The organism is Streptomyces sp. JH002, assembly GCF_050916115.1.
Lineage (GTDB): Bacteria > Actinomycetota > Actinomycetes > Streptomycetales > Streptomycetaceae > Streptomyces > Streptomyces xiamenensis.
This window is the reverse complement of sequence record NZ_CP087989.1, coordinates 1,927,882-1,944,071: the sequence shown is the minus strand read 5'-3', so window position 1 is coordinate 1,944,071 and position 16,190 is coordinate 1,927,882. Positions and strand designations below refer to the sequence as shown.

At 72.5% G+C, this 16,190-nt stretch carries 17 protein-coding genes and 1 tRNA gene; 11 read left to right on the top strand and 7 right to left on the bottom strand.

Going from position 1 to position 16,190, the window contains the following annotated elements; translation table 11 throughout:
* The first annotated feature begins 41 nt into the window (after positions 1-41).
* From H7827_RS08400 to H7827_RS08390, 3 genes are read left to right on the top strand one after another with little or no spacing between them, the layout of a single operon-like run.
* Entirely contained in the window at positions 42-2,147 is a 2,106-nt protein-coding gene (locus H7827_RS08400; RefSeq protein ID WP_432743860.1) for a beta-galactosidase, read from the top strand.
* 8 nt (positions 2,148-2,155) lie between these two features.
* Complete coding sequence (rdgB, locus tag H7827_RS08395; RefSeq protein WP_432743858.1) at positions 2,156-2,758, top strand: RdgB/HAM1 family non-canonical purine NTP pyrophosphatase; 603 nt, start codon at positions 2,156-2,158, stop codon at positions 2,756-2,758.
* Positions 2,759-2,801: 43 nt separating this feature from the next.
* Complete coding sequence (locus H7827_RS08390; protein WP_432743856.1) at positions 2,802-3,158, top strand: DUF6204 family protein; 357 nt, start codon at positions 2,802-2,804, stop codon at positions 3,156-3,158.
* A 4-nt stretch (positions 3,159-3,162) separates the two neighbouring features.
* On the opposite strand, the gene H7827_RS08385 is transcribed toward H7827_RS08390, so the two are convergent.
* From H7827_RS08385 to bcp, 4 genes are all read right to left on the bottom strand, one after another.
* The gene (locus tag H7827_RS08385; protein WP_432743854.1) at positions 3,163-3,867 is read right to left on the bottom strand and encodes a class F sortase; all 705 of its coding nucleotides are present in this window, start codon (positions 3,865-3,867) and stop codon (positions 3,163-3,165) included.
* A complete protein-coding gene (locus H7827_RS08380) occupies positions 3,867-4,532 on the bottom strand; it encodes a hypothetical protein (protein ID WP_432743852.1) in 666 nt (221 codons plus the stop codon). The genes H7827_RS08385 and H7827_RS08380 overlap by 1 nt, the downstream gene beginning before the upstream one ends.
* A gap of 118 nt (positions 4,533-4,650) precedes the next feature.
* Positions 4,651-5,430 (bottom strand): HAD-IIA family hydrolase, encoded by a 780-nt coding sequence (locus H7827_RS08375; protein ID WP_030736868.1) that lies wholly within the window; start codon positions 5,428-5,430, stop codon positions 4,651-4,653.
* Positions 5,423-5,914 (bottom strand): thioredoxin-dependent thiol peroxidase, encoded by a 492-nt coding sequence (gene bcp, locus H7827_RS08370; RefSeq protein WP_432743850.1) that lies wholly within the window; start codon positions 5,912-5,914, stop codon positions 5,423-5,425. The genes H7827_RS08375 and bcp overlap by 8 nt, the downstream gene beginning before the upstream one ends.
* Positions 5,915-6,050: 136 nt before the next feature.
* Between bcp and H7827_RS08365 the strand changes: the two genes are divergently transcribed.
* Both H7827_RS08365 and H7827_RS08360 read left to right on the top strand, forming a co-directional pair.
* Positions 6,051-6,368 carry a DUF3618 domain-containing protein gene (locus H7827_RS08365; RefSeq protein WP_432743848.1) on the top strand — a complete coding sequence of 106 codons (318 nt, stop codon included), beginning with the start codon at positions 6,051-6,053 and terminating at the stop codon, positions 6,366-6,368.
* A gap of 74 nt (positions 6,369-6,442) precedes the next feature.
* Positions 6,443-6,745: a GroES family chaperonin gene (locus H7827_RS08360; protein ID WP_046725788.1), complete on the top strand. Its 303-nt coding sequence runs from the start codon at positions 6,443-6,445 to the stop codon at positions 6,743-6,745.
* A 107-nt stretch (positions 6,746-6,852) separates the two neighbouring features.
* Here H7827_RS08360 and H7827_RS08355 read toward each other — a convergent pair whose 3' ends face one another.
* Both H7827_RS08355 and H7827_RS08350 read right to left on the bottom strand, forming a co-directional pair.
* The gene (locus H7827_RS08355) at positions 6,853-9,117 is read right to left on the bottom strand and encodes a transglycosylase domain-containing protein (protein WP_432743846.1); all 2,265 of its coding nucleotides are present in this window, start codon (positions 9,115-9,117) and stop codon (positions 6,853-6,855) included.
* A gap of 77 nt (positions 9,118-9,194) precedes the next feature.
* Complete coding sequence (locus tag H7827_RS08350) at positions 9,195-10,499, bottom strand: SGNH/GDSL hydrolase family protein (RefSeq protein WP_432747953.1); 1,305 nt, start codon at positions 10,497-10,499, stop codon at positions 9,195-9,197.
* 12 nt (positions 10,500-10,511) lie between these two features.
* On the opposite strand from H7827_RS08350, the gene H7827_RS08345 reads away from it, so the two are divergent.
* The 6 genes from H7827_RS08345 to H7827_RS08320 all read left to right on the top strand — a co-directional run bounded on the left by H7827_RS08345 (position 10,512) and on the right by H7827_RS08320 (position 14,486).
* A complete protein-coding gene (locus H7827_RS08345; protein WP_432743844.1) occupies positions 10,512-11,834 on the top strand; it encodes a DUF445 domain-containing protein in 1,323 nt (440 codons plus the stop codon).
* A 142-nt stretch (positions 11,835-11,976) separates the two neighbouring features.
* Positions 11,977-12,537 carry an HNH endonuclease gene (locus H7827_RS08340; RefSeq protein ID WP_432743842.1) on the top strand — a complete coding sequence of 187 codons (561 nt, stop codon included), beginning with the start codon at positions 11,977-11,979 and terminating at the stop codon, positions 12,535-12,537.
* Between the two features lie 83 nt (positions 12,538-12,620).
* Positions 12,621-13,403, top strand: a complete 783-nt coding sequence (locus H7827_RS08335; protein ID WP_432743840.1) for an HNH endonuclease — start codon at positions 12,621-12,623, stop codon at positions 13,401-13,403.
* 11 nt (positions 13,404-13,414) lie between these two features.
* Positions 13,415-13,489 (top strand) — tRNA-Leu (locus H7827_RS08330).
* Positions 13,490-13,626: 137 nt separating this feature from the next.
* Positions 13,627-14,055, top strand: coding sequence for an OsmC family peroxiredoxin (locus tag H7827_RS08325; protein WP_030736841.1), 429 nt, complete (start codon positions 13,627-13,629; stop codon positions 14,053-14,055).
* A gap of 86 nt (positions 14,056-14,141) precedes the next feature.
* Complete coding sequence (locus H7827_RS08320) at positions 14,142-14,486, top strand: antibiotic biosynthesis monooxygenase family protein (RefSeq protein ID WP_432743837.1); 345 nt, start codon at positions 14,142-14,144, stop codon at positions 14,484-14,486.
* A 99-nt stretch (positions 14,487-14,585) separates the two neighbouring features.
* Here the strand turns inward: H7827_RS08320 and H7827_RS08315 are convergent, their stop codons facing one another.
* On the bottom strand, positions 14,586-16,148 hold the full coding sequence (locus H7827_RS08315; RefSeq protein ID WP_432743835.1) for an MFS transporter: 1,563 nt from the start codon (positions 16,146-16,148) through the stop codon (positions 14,586-14,588).
* Positions 16,149-16,190: the final 42 nt, after the last annotated feature.

The window sequence follows — 16,190 nt, the reverse complement described above, 5'->3', positions numbered from 1 at the left end:
CCCACCGGCACCGCACCGCCCGCACCCCAGAAAGGTTCCGCATGTTCGTCCTGCCCCACCGGGTCCTCTTCGGCGCCGCGTACTACCACGAGTACCAGCCCACCCCGCGCCTGGACGAGGACCTCGACCTGATGGCCGCGGCCCACTTCACCGTCATCCGCGTCGGCGAATCCGTCTGGTCCACCTGGGAACCGGAGAACGGCGTCTTCGACCTCGACTGGCTCCAGCCCGTCCTCGACGGCGCCCACCGCCGCGGCATCCAGGTCATCCTCGGCACCCCCACCTACGCCGCCCCGCCCTGGCTCGCCCGCGCCTACCCCGAGATCAACACCGAACGCCGCACCGGACAGCGCGCCGGCTGGGGCGCCCGCCAGGAGATCGACTACACCCACCCCGCGTTCCTCTTCCACGCCGAACGCGTCATCCGCAAGATCATCCAGCGCTACGCCGACCACTCCGCCGTCATCGGCTTCCAGGTCGACAACGAGCCCGGCAACGAGATCTTCCACAACCACGGCGTCTTCCAGCGCTTCACCGACCACCTGCGCCACCAGTACGGCACCGTCGAGGAACTCAACCGCGCCTGGGGCCTCACCTACTGGTCCCACCGGCTGTCCACCTGGGCCGACCTGTGGACCCCCGACGGCAACGCCCAGCCCCAGTACGCCCTCGCCTGGCGGCGCTTCCAGGACAGCCTCACCACCGAGTTCATCGGCTGGCAGGCCGACATCGTGCGCGAGTACGCCCGCCCCGGCCAGTTCGTCACCACCTGCATCTCCTACGAACGCCCCGGCGTCCGCGACGACGCCCTCACCGCGCGCCTCGACGTCGCCGCCGGCAACCCCTACTACCGCATGCAGGACAGCCTCCAGCTGCCACCCGACCCCCAGGACCCCGGCCAGACCTGGACCACCCACGGCACCTGGGCGCTGTACGCCACCGCCGACCGCATGTACGCCTCCCGCCAGGAACCCTTCCTGGTCACCGAGACCAACGCCCAGGCCATCGGCCCCACCTGGATCAACGAACCCGCCTACGACGGCCAGTGGCGGCAGGCCGCCTGGGCCCTCGTCTCCCGCGGCGCCACCATGATCGAGTACTGGCACTGGCACACCCTGCACTACGGCGCCGAGACCTTCTGGGGCGGCATCCTCCCGCACAGCCAGGAACCCGGCCGCACCTACGAACAGCTCGCCGCGCTCGGCGCCGAGTTCGACCGCGCCGGGGAACTCGTCGCCGCCCTCACCCCGGACGCCGACCTCGCCCTCCTCTACAGCGTCGACAGCAAATGGGCGCTCACCGAACACCCCATGCTCGCCGCCGAGGACGGCGGCCCCGACCGCCGCTCGTACCAAACCGTCCTGGAGTCCTTCCAGCGCGGCGCCTTCGACAGCGGCCTCCAGGCCCGGCTCATCCACCCCGGCCAGCTCTTCACCCAGGACCCCGCCGCGTACGCGCGCACCCAGCCGCTCCTGGTCGCCGCCGCCCTCATGACCGCCGACGACGACCAGCTGCGCTGGCTGCGCGCCTACGCGGCGGCCGGCGGCCACCTGGTGCTCGGCATCCACACCGGCTACGGCGACGAGGAGGCCCGCGCCCGCACCGAACGCAAACCCGCCCACCTCGGCGAGGCGGCCGGCGTGCGCTACGACGAGTTCTCCACCCTGCGCCGCCCGCTGCCCGTCCACGCCCCCGACAACTCCCCGCTGCGACTGCCCGAACACGCCACCGCCACCCGCTGGGCCGACGGCCTGCACGTGGACGACGCCCAAGTGCTCGCCGCCTACCGGCACCCGCACTTCTCCCGTTGGCCCGCCGTCACCACCCGCGCCCACGGCGCCGGACGCATCACCTACGTCGGCACCGTGCCCGACCCCGCGCTGGCCGCCACCGTCCTGGAATGGGCCGCCGCCGAAAGCCCCGGCCCCCACGGCGCCTGGCGCCCGGCCGCCGACAGCCAGACCATCACCGGCGCCACCGCGAGCGACGGCACCCGGCTGCGGTTCGTCCACAACTGGTCCTTCACCCCCAGCACCTTCCCGCTGCCCGCCGCCGCCCGCGACGTGCTCTCCGGGCAGGAACTGGCCGCCGGCACCGCACTGGACCTCGGCCCCTGGGACGTCCGCGTCCTCGCCGAACACGGATAATCACCGCCATGCACCGTCTCGTCCTCGCCACCCGCAACGCCCACAAGGTCACCGAGCTGCGCGCCATCCTCACCGGAGCCGGACTCGACGTCGAACTCATCGGAGCCGACGCCTACCCCGACATCCCCGACGTGAAGGAAACCGGCGTCACCTTCGCCGAGAACGCGCTGCTCAAGGCACACGCCCTGGCCCGGGCCACCCAACTGCCCGCCGTCGCCGACGACTCCGGGCTGTGCGTGGACGTCCTCGGCGGCGCACCCGGCATCTTCTCCGCCCGCTGGGCCGGCCGGCACGGCGACGACCGCGCCAACCTGGAACTCCTGCTGGCCCAGCTCGCCGACATCGCCGACCCGCACCGCGCCGCGCACTTCGCGTGCGCCGCCGCACTGGCCCTCCCCGACGGCACCGAACGCGTCGTGGAGGGCCGGCTGCGCGGCACACTGCGGCACACCCCGGCCGGCGACGGCGGCTTCGGCTACGACCCGATCCTCACCCCCGACGGCGACACCCGCTCCGTCGCCCAACTCACCCCCCAGGAGAAGAACCGCATCAGCCACCGCGCCCACGCCTTCCAGGCCCTCGCCCCCGCCGTCGCCGAACTGCTGCGCTGAAAACCCCTGGCAGCGCCCCGGACCGGGCGGCTACGGTCCCCCGATGAGCACCCGCACCTTCCGTGTCACGGTCCGGGGCGCCTTCTTCGGCCTCACCGGAGAACAGCGCGCCGAACTCCTCGCCCGCGCCCCCGAGCACGACGTGCTGCGCGCCGCCTTCACCCCCCAGGGGCACCTCAGCTACGACATCGCCGCCCGCGACGCGTTCACCTTCCGGATCGCGCGGGAGGGCGAGGCGGAGGAGGACATCCTCACCGCCACCGAGGACGCCGAGACGGTGCTCCGCCAGTGGCTGTCCGACCGCGGCTACGGATACAAGAACCTGCGCTCCCAGGCCCAGGACCTCTCCCAGGCGCCGCTGGGCAAGCGGCAGCGCCGGGCCGCCCGGCAGGCCGGCTGAGCCGTCAGGCCGGGCCGGCGCCGTCGGCAGCGCCGCCCCCGCCGCCGGCGCTGTCCGTCAGATACGCCGACACCACCACATTCGCCGAGTACTCCCGGCGCTCCGCGTCGTACGTCCCGCCACAGGTGATCAGCCGCAGCTCCGCCGCCCCGTCCCGCCGCGGGCCGTACACCCGCTCCGGATCGAAGTCCGCCCGCTCCACCACCTCGGTACCGCTCACCGTGAACGCCGCCACCGAGCCGTCGTCCCGCACCACCCGCACCCCGTCACCCGGCTCCACGGAGCTGAGCGCGTAGAACACGGCCGGATCCGTCTCCGTGTCCACATGCCCCACCAGCACCGCCGCCCCCTCCGCGCCCGGAACCGGGCCGCCCGCGTACCACCCCACCAGACCCGGCTCACCGTACGGCGGCGGCGCCACCCCACCGCCCTCGTCGATCCCGCGCGCCATGATGTCCGCGCGCACCCCGATCGCCTCGATCTCCAGCACCGCCGGATCCACCCCCGCCGCCAGCGGATCGGCGGCCGGCGGCAGCGACCCGCGCGCCCCCGCCGCCTGGGCCTGCGCCGCACCGGGGGAGGACCCCGGCAACCAGCCGCCGCCCTCCGTCAGCTGACGGCCCCACAGCCACAGACCCGCCAGCAGCAGCGTCCAGGCGACACAGGAGACGAGACGGCCGGTGCCCGAGGCGCTCGGCTCGTCCTCCATCACCTCTCCCGGGCGCGCAGCCGCCGCACGGTCAGCGCGGCCACCGCCGCCAGCACCCCCGACAGCACGGTCAGCGCCGTGGGCGCGGTCGGCACCCGGTCCTGCTCGCCGGCCACCGCCGTCGCCGTACCGCCGCCACCCGCCCGCACCGGCGCCGAGGGGCGCGACGGCAGCGAGGGGGCGGCCTCCTGCTCGTGGTCGCGCTCACGTTCGTGCTCGCGGCCCTGCTCCCGCTCGTGTTCCCGCTCGTGTTCGCGTTCCTTGTCGTGGCCGCCCCCGCCGCTCCCCGCGACCGTCAGCTCACCCGTGACCGCCCGGTCCTCGCCGTCGCACGACACATCCACCCGGTACGTACCGGCCGCGACCGTCGAAGAGACCCGCGCCTCGCCGAACAGCCCGCCCTCGGTGGACGGCGCCAGCACCGCCTCCGCCACGAACGCCTCCGAGTGCGCCGTGCCGCTCTTCCCCCGGCACCCCGTCACCCGCAGCACCACTTCCTCACCCGGGCGCGGCGCGGCCGGCGAGATCCGCACCTCCCCGTGCCCCCGCTCCCGTTCCCCCTCACCACCCCCACCGGCCGCGAACGCCGCGCCGGCCGGCGCCAGCACGGCCAGCGTCATCGACAACGTGCACAGGGCGAGCCCCGCGGGCCTGACGATGCTCATGGCGGAACCTCCGGATCGCTCCCTCCGAAGGTCACCCGCCACCCGCACCGCCGCACCCGCAGGCCCCGCCCCTTACGCCGTTGGGGGACCCGGATCACCCGGACGCGTCACCGAGGACTCAGACCCGGTCCACCAGATCCGCGATCGAGTCCACCACCGTGGAGGGCCGGAACGGATACCGGTCGATCTCCTCGGGCCGCGTCAGCCCCGTCAGCACCAGGAACGTCTCCATCCCCGCCTCCAGACCCGCCAGCACATCGGTGTCCATCCGGTCACCGATCATCGCGCTCGTCTCCGAGTGCGCCCCGATCTCGTTCAGCCCGGCCCGCATCATCAGCGGATTCGGCTTGCCCACGAAGTACGGCTCACGCCCCGTCGCCTTGGTGATCAGCGCCGCCACCGAACCCGTCGCCGGCAGCGCCCCCTCCGTCGAGGGACCCGTGTGGTCCGGGTTGGTCGCGATGAACCGCGCACCGTCGTTGATCAGCCGGATCGCCTTCGTCAGCGACTCGAAGCTGTACGTCCGCGTCTCACCCAGCACCACGTAGTCCGGCCCCGAGTCCGAGAGCACATAGCCCACATCGTGCAGCGCCGTCGTCAGCCCGGCCTCGCCGATGACGTACGCGCTGCCGCCGGGCCGCTGCTCCGACAGGAACTGCGCGGTGGCCAGCGCCGAGGTCCAGATGCTCTCCACCGGCACCTCAAGACCCATCCGCGACAGCCGCGCGTGCAGATCCCGCCGGGTGTACATCGAGTTGTTCGTCAGCACCAGGAACGGCCGGCCCGACTCCCGCAGCCGCTTCAGGAAACGGTCCGCGCCCGGAATCGGCACGCCCTCATGGATGAGCACCCCATCCATGTCGGTCAGCCACGACTCGATCGGCTTGCGCTCACTCACCCTGCTCGCCCCCCGCCGCCAGCTCCAGGTCACGGATCAGCTTCGCGACATGGCCGGTCGCCTTCACGTTGTACAGCGCCCGCTCGACCTTGCCGTCCTCGCCCACGATCACCGTGGAACGGATCACCCCGGTCACCGTCTTGCCGTACAGCTTCTTCTCGCCGAACGCCCCGTACGCGCCCAGCACCTCCTTGTCCGGGTCACTCAGCAGCGTGATGCCCAGGGACTCCTTCTCCCGGAACTTCGCCAGCTTCTCCGGCTTGTCGGGCGAGATCCCGATGACGTCGTAGCCGGCGCCGGCCAGCAGCTGGAGATTGTCGGTGAAGTCGCACGCCTGCTTGGTGCAGCCCGGGGTCAGCGCCGCCGGGTAGAAGTAGACGATGACCTTGCGCCCGGCGTGATCGGCCAGCGACACCCGCTTGCCGTCGGCGTCGGGCAGGGAGAAGGCGGGGGCGGGATCCCCCGGCTGAAGGCGCTCACTCATCGCGGATCCTCACGGTTCGGTCATTTCCAGCACTGCGCCACCCAGCCTAATCGTGGCCTGCGACAGGCAGTGGCCCGGCGGAGCTGACACACTGTCCCGTGAACCCGATCCGGGATTGGACGATGGAGGCGTGAGCGTGTCGCAAGCAGCCGAGAACCCCGCGGCGATCGAGGCGCGGATCCACAGGCGGCGGGAGAGCCTGCGAGGCACCCTCGAAGAGATCGGCGTCCGGGTCCACCCCAGCACCATCGTCGGCGACGCCAAGGCCCGCGCCGCCGCCAGCGTGGACCGCACGGTCGGCGGCTTCCGCGAGAAGCTGACCCACGAGGACGGCAGCTACCGGATGGGCCGGGTCATCCCGCTCGCCATGGCGGTGGTCGCGGTGGGCCTGCTGCTCACCTCCTCCCGCTCCTCCGACACCGAGCGCCCCAAGAACCGGCGGCGGAACCGGTAGCCGAACGTTCAACCACCTGAGATACGGTCATCCCCGTGAGCTCGAACCCCACCCACGACAAACTGCCGATCCGCATGCTCCACGACCGGATCCTGGTCCGGGCGGACGGCGAGGGCGGCGAACGCCGTTCCTCGGGCGGCATCGTCATCCCGGCGACCGCCCAGGTCGGCCGCCGGCTCGACTGGGCCGAGGTGGTGGCCGTGGGACAGAACGTCCGCACCGTCGAAGTCGGCGACCGGGTGCTGTACGACCCCGAGGACCGCGCCGAAGTGGAAGTGCGCGGCGTCGCCTACATCCTGATGCGCGAACGCGACCTGCACGCGGTGGCCGCCGAACGCCTCCAGGGGTCCGACGACTCCACCGGGCTCTACCTCTGACCCGGACGCCCGGCCCACGCTCCGACCGCGCCACCCGCCGCACCGCCGGTCAGGGCCACCGGCCCGCACCACCGATCACCCCCGCCGACCCGGGCCGCTGACCCCGCTCAGCGGCCCGGCGCCGGCTCCCGCTCCGGCTCTCCCGTCCCCGACGGCACCACCGAGGGCTCCCCGGGCGGCGCGGAGGGCGACGGATCGGCCGGCGGCGGCCCCGTCGACGGCGCCGCCGAACCCGGCGCGGACGGCACCGTCGACCCACCCGGCTCGGCCTCCGGCTCCCCGGACCCCGCCCGCCCGCCGTCCTCCCGCTCCCGCTCCCCCTCCGGCACCTGCCCCGGCTCCCGGTCCGGCTCCGGATCGCGCTCCCCGTCCGGGCTCGCCGACGGCACCGGCTCCGCCGCCCCCTCGAACCCCACCACCGGCCGCCCCTCCAACGCCGCCGCCGTGTACTGACCCCAGATCCGCGCCGGAAACCCCCCGCCACTGATCCGCTCCTGCCCCGCCGCCCCGTACAGCGACTGCTGCTCCCCACTCTCCGAGTCCTGGCCGAACACCGCCACCACCGTCGCCAACTCCGGCGTGAACCCCGCGAACCACGCCGCCCGGTCCTCCTCCGCCGTCCCCGTCTTCCCCGCCGCCGGCCGCCCCGCCGACCGCGCCGCCGTCCCCGTACCCCGCTCCACCACCCCGCGCAGCACCGCCGTCACCCCGTCCGCCGCCTCCGGCGACACCGCCCGCCGCTCCACCGCCCCCGGCACCGGCACCGGCTCCCCGTCCCGGCTCACCTCCCGCACCAGCACCGCCTCCCGGTACGTCCCCCGCCCCGCCAGCGCCGCGTACACCTGCGCCACATCCAGCGTGCTCGGCGTCGCCGTCCCCAGCGAGATCGAGCCGCGCGCCTCCGCCAGCCCCGGCACGTCCTCCGGGATACCCAGCGCCACCGCCGTCTCCCGCACCCGGTCCGCCCCCACGTCCTGCCCCAGCTGCGCGAACACCGCGTTCACCGACTGATCCATCGCCTCGGCCACCGTCACCGTGCCGAAGTCCTTGCCGCCCTCGTTCTGCGGCGACCAGCCCGAACCCGTACCGTCCCGGTTCACCACCTCCCGGCCGCTGTCCCCCTCGTACACCGTCGCGGGACCGATCCGCTCCCCGTCCACCGTCAGCGCCGCGTGCTCCAGGGCCGCCGCGTACACGACCGGCTTGAACGTCGACGCCGCCTGATAGTCGCGGCGCGTCGCGTTGTTGACGAACTGCTCCGTGTAGTCCCGGCCCCCGTACATCGCCACCACCTCGCCCGTGGCCACCTCCACCGACGTCGCCCCCACCCGCACGAAGGCGTCCGGCGGCTCCGTCCCCAGACCGTCCAGCAACTGCTCGCCCACCGCCCGGGTCAGCGCCTCCTGCCGCACCGGATCGATCGTCGTGGTGATCCGGTACCCGCCCGCCGCCAGCTCGTCCTCGCCCACGATGCCCCGCCCGGTCAGGTGCCCCTTCACCGCCTCCACCAGATAACCCCGCTCGCCCGACAGCAGATCCGACGGCTCGTACGGGCCCGGCCACGGGAACTCCAGACCCGCCCGCTCCGACGCGCCCAGCCACCCCTGCGACACCATGCCGTCCAGCACGTACTCCCAGCGCGCCACCGCCCGCCCGGCACTGCCCGGATCCGCCACCACGTCGTACGCGCTCGGCGCCTGGAGCAGCGCCGCCAGATACGCGCCCTCCGCCACGTCCAGACGCGCGGCGTCCTTCCCGTAGTACGCCTGCGCCGCAGCCTGCACGCCGTACGCGTTGCGGCCGAAATAACTGGTGTTCAGATACCCCTGGAGAATCTCCTCCTTGCTGGTCTCCCGCCCCAGCTTCACCGCGATGAACAGCTCCTTGACCTTGCGGGTCACCGTCTGCCGCTGATCCAGGTAGTAGTTCTTCACGAACTGCTGCGTGATCGTGGAACCCGACTGCCGGCCCCCGCCGCGCAGCATGTTCCAGCCCGCCCGCACCATCGCCGACAGATCCACCGCCGAGGAGTCGTAGAAATCCCGGTCCTCCGCCGCCAGCACCGCGTGCCGCACCGGCTCCGGCACCTGATCCAGCGACACGTTCGCCCGGTTCACCTCACCGACCGCCGCCAGCTGCGAACCGTCCGCGTACAGATAGACATTCGCCTGCGCGGCGGCCGCCGACTTCGGCTCCGGGATCTCCACCAGCAGGTAGCCCGCCACCAGGGCCCCGAGCCCGAGCACCGTGGCGCCCATCAGCCCGCCCAGCAGCACCCGCCAGGTGGGCAGCAGCCGCCGCAGACCCCTGCGACGCGGCCGGCGCGCCCCCGCGCTCTTCGCCGGCCACCCCGGCCATCGGTCAACGCCCATGGGCCACACTGTCGCAACCCGGCCCCCGCACGCCCCCCGCACACCACCGGTACGCCCCCGGCCTCCCCCGAACGGCCCTACAGCACCGCGGCCGGCTCCACCCCCATGAGCAGCGCCGGATCCACCGCCTCCGCCATCGCCCGGAACCCCGCGTCCGTCGGATGCAGAGCATCGCCCGAGTCGTACGCCGGCAGCAGTCGCGACGGGTCCGCCGGATCGCGCAGCGCGGCGTCCAGATCGATCAGCCCGTCGAAGACACCGCCCGCCCGCAGCCGCTCATTGACCTCCTGCCGGACCGCCTCACCCCCCTCGCTCCACGCGTAGTGCCCCTCGTACGGCATCAGCGTCGCCCCGACCACCCGCAGCCCGCTCTCCCGCCCCTCGGCGGCCAGCCGCTCCAGACCCGCCACGATCTCCCCGGCATCCGGCTCACGCGGCGCCCGCAGAATGTCATTGATCCCCAACTGCACCACCAGCACCGTCGCGCCCTCCTGGCGCAGCACGTCCGAATGCAGCCGGCTCAGCCCGCTCGCCCCGTTGTACGACCTGCCGGGCGAACCGTCGCGCAGCAGCCGGTTGCCGCTGATCCCCAGATTGAGCACCGGCGTCCCCTCCAGCCGCGCCGCCAGGAAATCCGTCCAGCGATGCCCCGCCCCCGGCGTCGAGGAAATGCCGTCCGTCAGCGAATCGCCCAGCACCACCACCGCACCCGGCGACGCGGGGGAGAACACCTGCACCCCCGTCAGATAACGCCAGTGCTCGGTCGTCGCCGTGTACGCCGCCCCCGACACCTCCGCCGTGTGCTCACCGCGCGCCGCGAAGTTCGTTTCCCGCGCGTGCCGGTGGTACGTCACGGGCCCCGACGGGCCCGGCGCGTACACCGACACCAGCAGCCGCGTCGCCGGCTCCACCGCCAGCGACACCGCGTCACTGAGGACCACGCCCCCCACCGGTATGGTCACCGCGGCCCCGCCGCCGAACGCGAGCGGCACCACGCTGTCCACCACCGCCTCCGCGCTGCCCGGCTCGACCGCGAGCCCGACCGAGGCACGCGTGAACGTCACCGGCTGGCTCCCGTACCGGTTGGACAACTCCACGCGCACCGCCGTGCCACCCGCCGACACCTGCACCACATTGCGCAACGACTGCCCGCCCAGACCGTCCCGGGTGCTCGGCTCGGACCCCGTCGGCGCCGCCGACCAGGCCCCCACCCACGCGCCCTGCGAGGCCGGCACCACCGCGCCCGGCGGACCCGGGGCGGCCCGTACCGCCCGGCCGTCATCACCCGGCAGCCCCGACAGCACCGCCGACACGATCACCAGCAACGCCACCACCCCGGCCGCCCACCATGCCGGAGCCCGCCGTACACCCACCACTCCCACACCCACCCGCACATGATCCCACGATCGGACGGCACGGGCTCGTCCGTTCGGATCACCCCACCCCCGACAATGGGGGACATGAGCTTCACGGCAGCAGATGTGGCGAAACAGCGCTCCCTACGCCGCATGAAGGGAGTGGCCACCGGCCTGCTGGTGGCCGTCGCCGTCGTGTACGCGCTCGCCACCTGGGCCGAGCACAGCGGAGCGGGCGCCTGGGCGGGCTACGTGGCCGCCGCGGCGGAGGCCGGCATGGTGGGCGCGCTCGCCGACTGGTTCGCGGTCACCGCCCTCTTCCGCCACCCGCTGGGCCTGCCCATCCCGCACACCGCCATCATCCCGACCAAGAAGGACCAGCTCGGCCAGTCCCTGGGCGACTTCGTCGGCGACAACTTCCTCTCCGAGAGCGTGGTGCGCGACAAACTCCGCTCCCTGGGCCTGTCCCGGCGCGCCGGGACCTGGCTGGCCCGCCCGGAGAACGCCGACCGGGTCACCGCGGAACTGGCCACCGCCGTACGCGGCGGACTGACCGTGCTGCGCGACGCCGACGTCCAGGCCGTGATAGGGGAGGCCATCACCCGCCAGGCCGGCCGCCGCGAGATCTCCCCGCAGCTGGGCGACCTGCTGGAGCGCACCGTCGCGGCCGGCGCCCACCACCGCATGGTCGACTTGGTGTGCGCCCGCGCCGCCAACTGGCTGATCCTGCACCGCGACGCGGTCATGGAAGCGGTGGAGGGCGGCGCCCCCGGCTGGACCCCCCGGTTCGTGGACCGCAGAATCGGCGAACGCGTCTACCGCGAGCTGCTCCGCTTCGTCACCGAGATGCGCGACAGCCCCCAGCACCCGGCACGCGGCGCCCTGGACCGCTTCCTCGCGGACTTCGCCCAGCAGCTGAAGGACGACCCGGACACCCGGGCGCGGGTGGAACGCCTGAAGGCGGACCTGCTGCGCCGGCCCGAGGTCCAGGACCTGATCGCTTCCGCCTGGGCGGCGGTCCGGGCGATGATCATGGCGGCGGCGGAGGACGAGAACAGCGCGCTGCGGCTGCGGGCGCGGGCGGCGCTGCTCTCGCTGGGCGAGCGCCTGGCGACGGACGACCGCCTGGGCGCCAAGCTGGACGGCTGGGTGACCGACGCGGCGCTGCACGTGGTGTCCGGCTACCGGAGCGAGATCACCTCGCTGATCACCGACACGGTCGCCTCCTGGGACGCCCGCACCACCTCCCGCAAGATCGAACTCCACATCGGCCGGGACCTCCAGTTCATCCGCCTGAACGGCACGATCATCGGCTCCCTGGCCGGCCTGGTGATCCACACGGTGACCCAGCTCCTCACCTGACCGGCGTAACCGCCGGGCACCCGGATCGTTGATCCGTGCGAGACCAGGACGGACGGTCGAAGGGGAGCGCCGCACGATGACGTCCAGATACACGAAGGAAACCGTTGCCGCTTTCATCGGGGAATCGCACTCACTGACGGAAGTGATCGAGAAGTCCGGCGGCCGGGTGACCCGCGGATCGCGGGCCTATCTCCGTCGGCTCATCCGGGACTGGGGTCTCGACATCGCGCACTTCGAACGGGCGGGCCTCCGGCATACCGAGCGACGGCTGCGCGAAGCCGTGAGTGCGTCGCACAGCCTCGCGGACGTGGCGCGACGGCTGGGTGTCAGCCCGGTTGGCGGGAATCAGGCACACCTCGGACGCCGCATCACCGCACTGGGAATCGACACCTCGCACTTCACGACCCTCCGTGCGCGGCGTCCTCGGACAGCCCGTGCGGACGTGCTGGTCCTCGGCGATCGGTCATCCGGCCGGATCCCGGGCGAGCGGCTGCGCCGTGCGCTGGTGCGGGAGGGCATGGCCGAGATCTGCGCCGAGTGTTCCACCGGGCAGTGGTGGAACGGGAAGCCGCTGCGGCTGGAGGTCGACCACATCAATGGCGACTGGTGGGACAACCGGCGGGAGAACCTGCGCCTCCTGTGTCCCAACTGCCACGCGGTCACCGATACGTACCGGGGCCGCAGGCGCGGCCTCGCGGCGTGAAGGGCGCCATGCCCTCTCGCGGCCCCCGCTACACCCGGGCACGACTCACCGAACTCGCGCCACGATCCACCAGCCTCCCGGACATGGTGCGCCGCCTTGAACAACCGGTGTCCGGCGCCACGGTGTGCTACCTGCGGAAGCGGCTGAAGCACTACGGGATCGATATCACTCACTTCGCGGACGAACCCCTCCCACCGCGGGAGCGGAAGGAATACACCAAGGAGATTCTGGAGGCGGCGGTGGCCCGCTCCGGCTCACTGCGGGAACTCATCGTGCATCTGGGGGTGCGCCCGTACCCTTGCCTGCCTTTCCACCTCAAGAAAAGGCTGGAGCACTTCGGTGTCGACACCTCACACTTCAGCGACGTGAGGCGCCGCAGGGAAGCACTGGCCGCGGACAAGGAGGCGCTCCAAGCCGCGGTTGATTCCTCACGCAGTATTGCCGAGACGCTTCGCAAACTGGGGGAGCCGACATGGGGCAGTGCCCGGGGCCGTCTTCTGAACGCTCTCACCAGGCATGGGATTTCCATCGACCACTTCACCGGCCAGGGCCACAACCGTGGCCGCCGCTCGCCCAACCGGCTGTCGGCGGCAGAGATTCTCGTCACGAGACCGCCTGATGGCCCCCGGGCCCATCGCGCCCTGCTGCATCGGGCGCTCCAGGAGATGAACGTGCCCTATCGGTGCGGTGGGTGCGGTGTCGGAGATCGGTGGCGCGGCAGGACCTTGGTGCTGGAGATCGATCACGTCAACGGCGATCGCCGGGATCACCGCCTGGAGAACCTCCGCTATCTCTGCCCGTCCTGTCACAGCCAGACGCCGACGTACTGTGTCCGGCCCTCGGGGGCGGTGGGCCGTCGCGGGTAGGATGACGACGAGGGTCCGTACCCCAGCTGGCAAGAGGGCGCCGGTTTAGGTCCGGTGTGTCGTGGGTTCGAATCCCACCGGGCCCACTCGTCTGCGGATGCGCATGCCCCGGTTCCTCCGGCAGCCGGGGCATGCGCGTGTCCGGGGTCGATCCGGGCCATCGGCTGTGCGTCCCGATAGCGTGTGGGGGTATTGCTTCAGCTGATTCTCTGGAGGATCGACCATGGCAACCACCCGTGTCGCCACGACCAATTGGGCCGGCTCTCTCATGGAGGGGTCGGGTACCGTCGCACTGGAGTCCTCGGGGATCGGGACGTTCGAGGTGAACTGGCCCTCGCGGGCCGAGACGCCCAACGGGCGGACCTCCCCCGAGGAACTGATCGCCGCCGCGCACTCCTCCTGCTTCTCCATGGCCCTCTCGCACGGCCTGGCCGGTGCCGGCACGCCGCCGGAGACCGTGCAGACGCAGGCGTCCGTCACCTTCCAGCCGGGTGAGGGGATCACCGGCATCGTGCTGAACGTCAAGGCGCGCGTGCCCGGCCTGTCGGCGGAGGCGTTCCAGGAGGCGGCCACCACCGCCAAGGAGAACTGCCCGGTCAGCAAGGCGCTGGCCGGTGTCACGATCACGCTGGAAGCCGAGCTGCTGGCCTGATCCGACGCGTGCGGCCCCGGCATTCCAGGATGCCGGGGCCGCCGTACGCTGGGCGGTGGTTCGTACCCCCGGAGAGAGGCGCGCCGATGGCCAGCGTGGTGAAGATCAATGTTCTGACCGTTCCCGCCGAGCAGCGCGAGGAGCTGGAGCGCCGGTTCGCCGCGCGGGCCGGTGCGGTGGAGGGGCAGGACGGGTTCGAGTGGTTCGAGCTGCTGCGGCCGGTGGAGGGTACGGACACGTACCTCGTGTACACCCGCTGGCGCAGTGAGGAGGACTTCCAGAACTGGATGAAGGGGTCCATGCGGCAGGCACACGGCGGCTCTGGTGGCTCCGGCGGTGAGGGTCGCAAGCCGGCCGCCTCGGGTTCCGAGCTGTGGTCCTTCGAGGTGGTCCAGCAGGCGGCGCCGGTCAGCGGGGATCGTCCCGGTTGATGACGCGGGAACGGCCGCGTATGTGCGGGTGTTTTCCGCCGGGACGCCGCCGCCCCCGGTTGTGACGGGCCCGGTGGTGTGGAGAGGGGCGTGGGCCGGTCACGTGCCCTGCCGTGCTCCGCTTGCCCGGGGCCGGAGCGTGGCCTGCGTCCGGGGGAGCGGGCGAGGCCGCTCCCCGGCGGAGGTGGTGCGTCCGGCGCTTCCGTTGTCCTGGTCGTCCTCGCGGTCGTCCCCGGCCGGTTCGACTCTCCCGGGCGGCAGGGCGAAGGCGGACAGGCCGGCCAGGACGTACAGCGCCACGACGCTCCACAGTCCGGTGACGGCCGCGTCGGCGGGCGGGTCGCCACCGTCCAGCGCGGAGAAGTAGACGGTGGCGACGATGGCGACGCCGGTGGCGACACCCACCTGGATGGCGGTGTTCACCAGCGAGGAGGCCGAACCGGAGGCCGAGCGCGGGACTTTGGCGAGCACGATGTTCACGAGCGTGCCGGCCACCATCGCCATGCCGAGCCCGGAGAGGACCATGCCGGGGACGAGATGCCACGGCTCCAGCGCACCGGCGTGCCGGTCGACGGTGGCGGTGATGAGCACCATCCCGGCGGCCATGACGGAGCAGCCCAGGAGGACGACCCGGCGGCCCAGCGGCATCAGCCGGGGCGCGAATCCGGAGCCGATGCCGACGCCCACGGTGAAGGCGACCATGGTGAGGCCGGTGCGCAGCGGGGTGTAGCCCTCGCCGACCTGGAGGTGCACGGTCATGACGAGTTGGTGGGCCGTGCCGCAGAAGAAGAGGACGGCGACCAGCAGTCCGCCGACCGCGCCGCGGTGCCGCAGCAGGCTGGGGGCGATGAGGGGGGAGCGGCCCCGGTCGCTGATGCGCTGTTCGTGGCGGATGAACAGCCACAGCACGGCGGGGCAGGCGGCCATCAGGGCGAATGTCCACCAGGGCCATCCGAGTTCGCGGCCTTCGACCAGGGGGAAGAGGAGGCACAGCAGGCCGGCGGTGGCGATCAGGGTGCCGCGTGTGTCGAAGCCGCGCAGCTTGGGGCCGCGCGATTCGCGGGTCAGGAGGAGGGCGCCGATGAAGGCGGCCGTGCCCACCGGGATGTTGAGGTAGAAGATCGGCCGCCAGTCGAGGCCGAAGAGGTCGGCCTCCAGCAGGGTCCCGCCCAGCAGGGGGCCGCCGATGCCGCCCACCGCGAAGGTAAGCCCGTACAGCGACATGGCCCGGGTCCGTTCCGAGCTGGGGAACTCGACCTGGAGCATTGCCAGGACCTGCGGCACCATCATGGCGGCGGCCGCGCCCTGGAGCACTCGGGAGGCGATGAGCATCTCCGGGTTGATGGCGGCCCCGGCCAGTGCGGAGGCGGCCACGAAGCCGGCCAGCCCCGTGAGATAGATCCGGCGGCGTCCGAAGCGGTCACCGAGGCGGGCGCCGGTGAGCATCGCGGTGGCGAAGGCCAGGGTGTATCCGGCGACGGCCCACTCCAGTTGGGAGGAGGAGGCGCCCAGATCGGTCTGGACGGAGGGCAGGGCCACGTTCAGGATCGTGTTGTCCACCATGTCCATCAGGACCGCGAGCAGGGTGATGGCGAGTGCCGCCCAGCGGCGTGGACTGTACTGTGCGGCTTCTCTTCCGTCCGTCAACGTTCCACCGGTCATGACGAGGTCCCCTCCCGCATATTTAGCTTGGCATACAAAGCT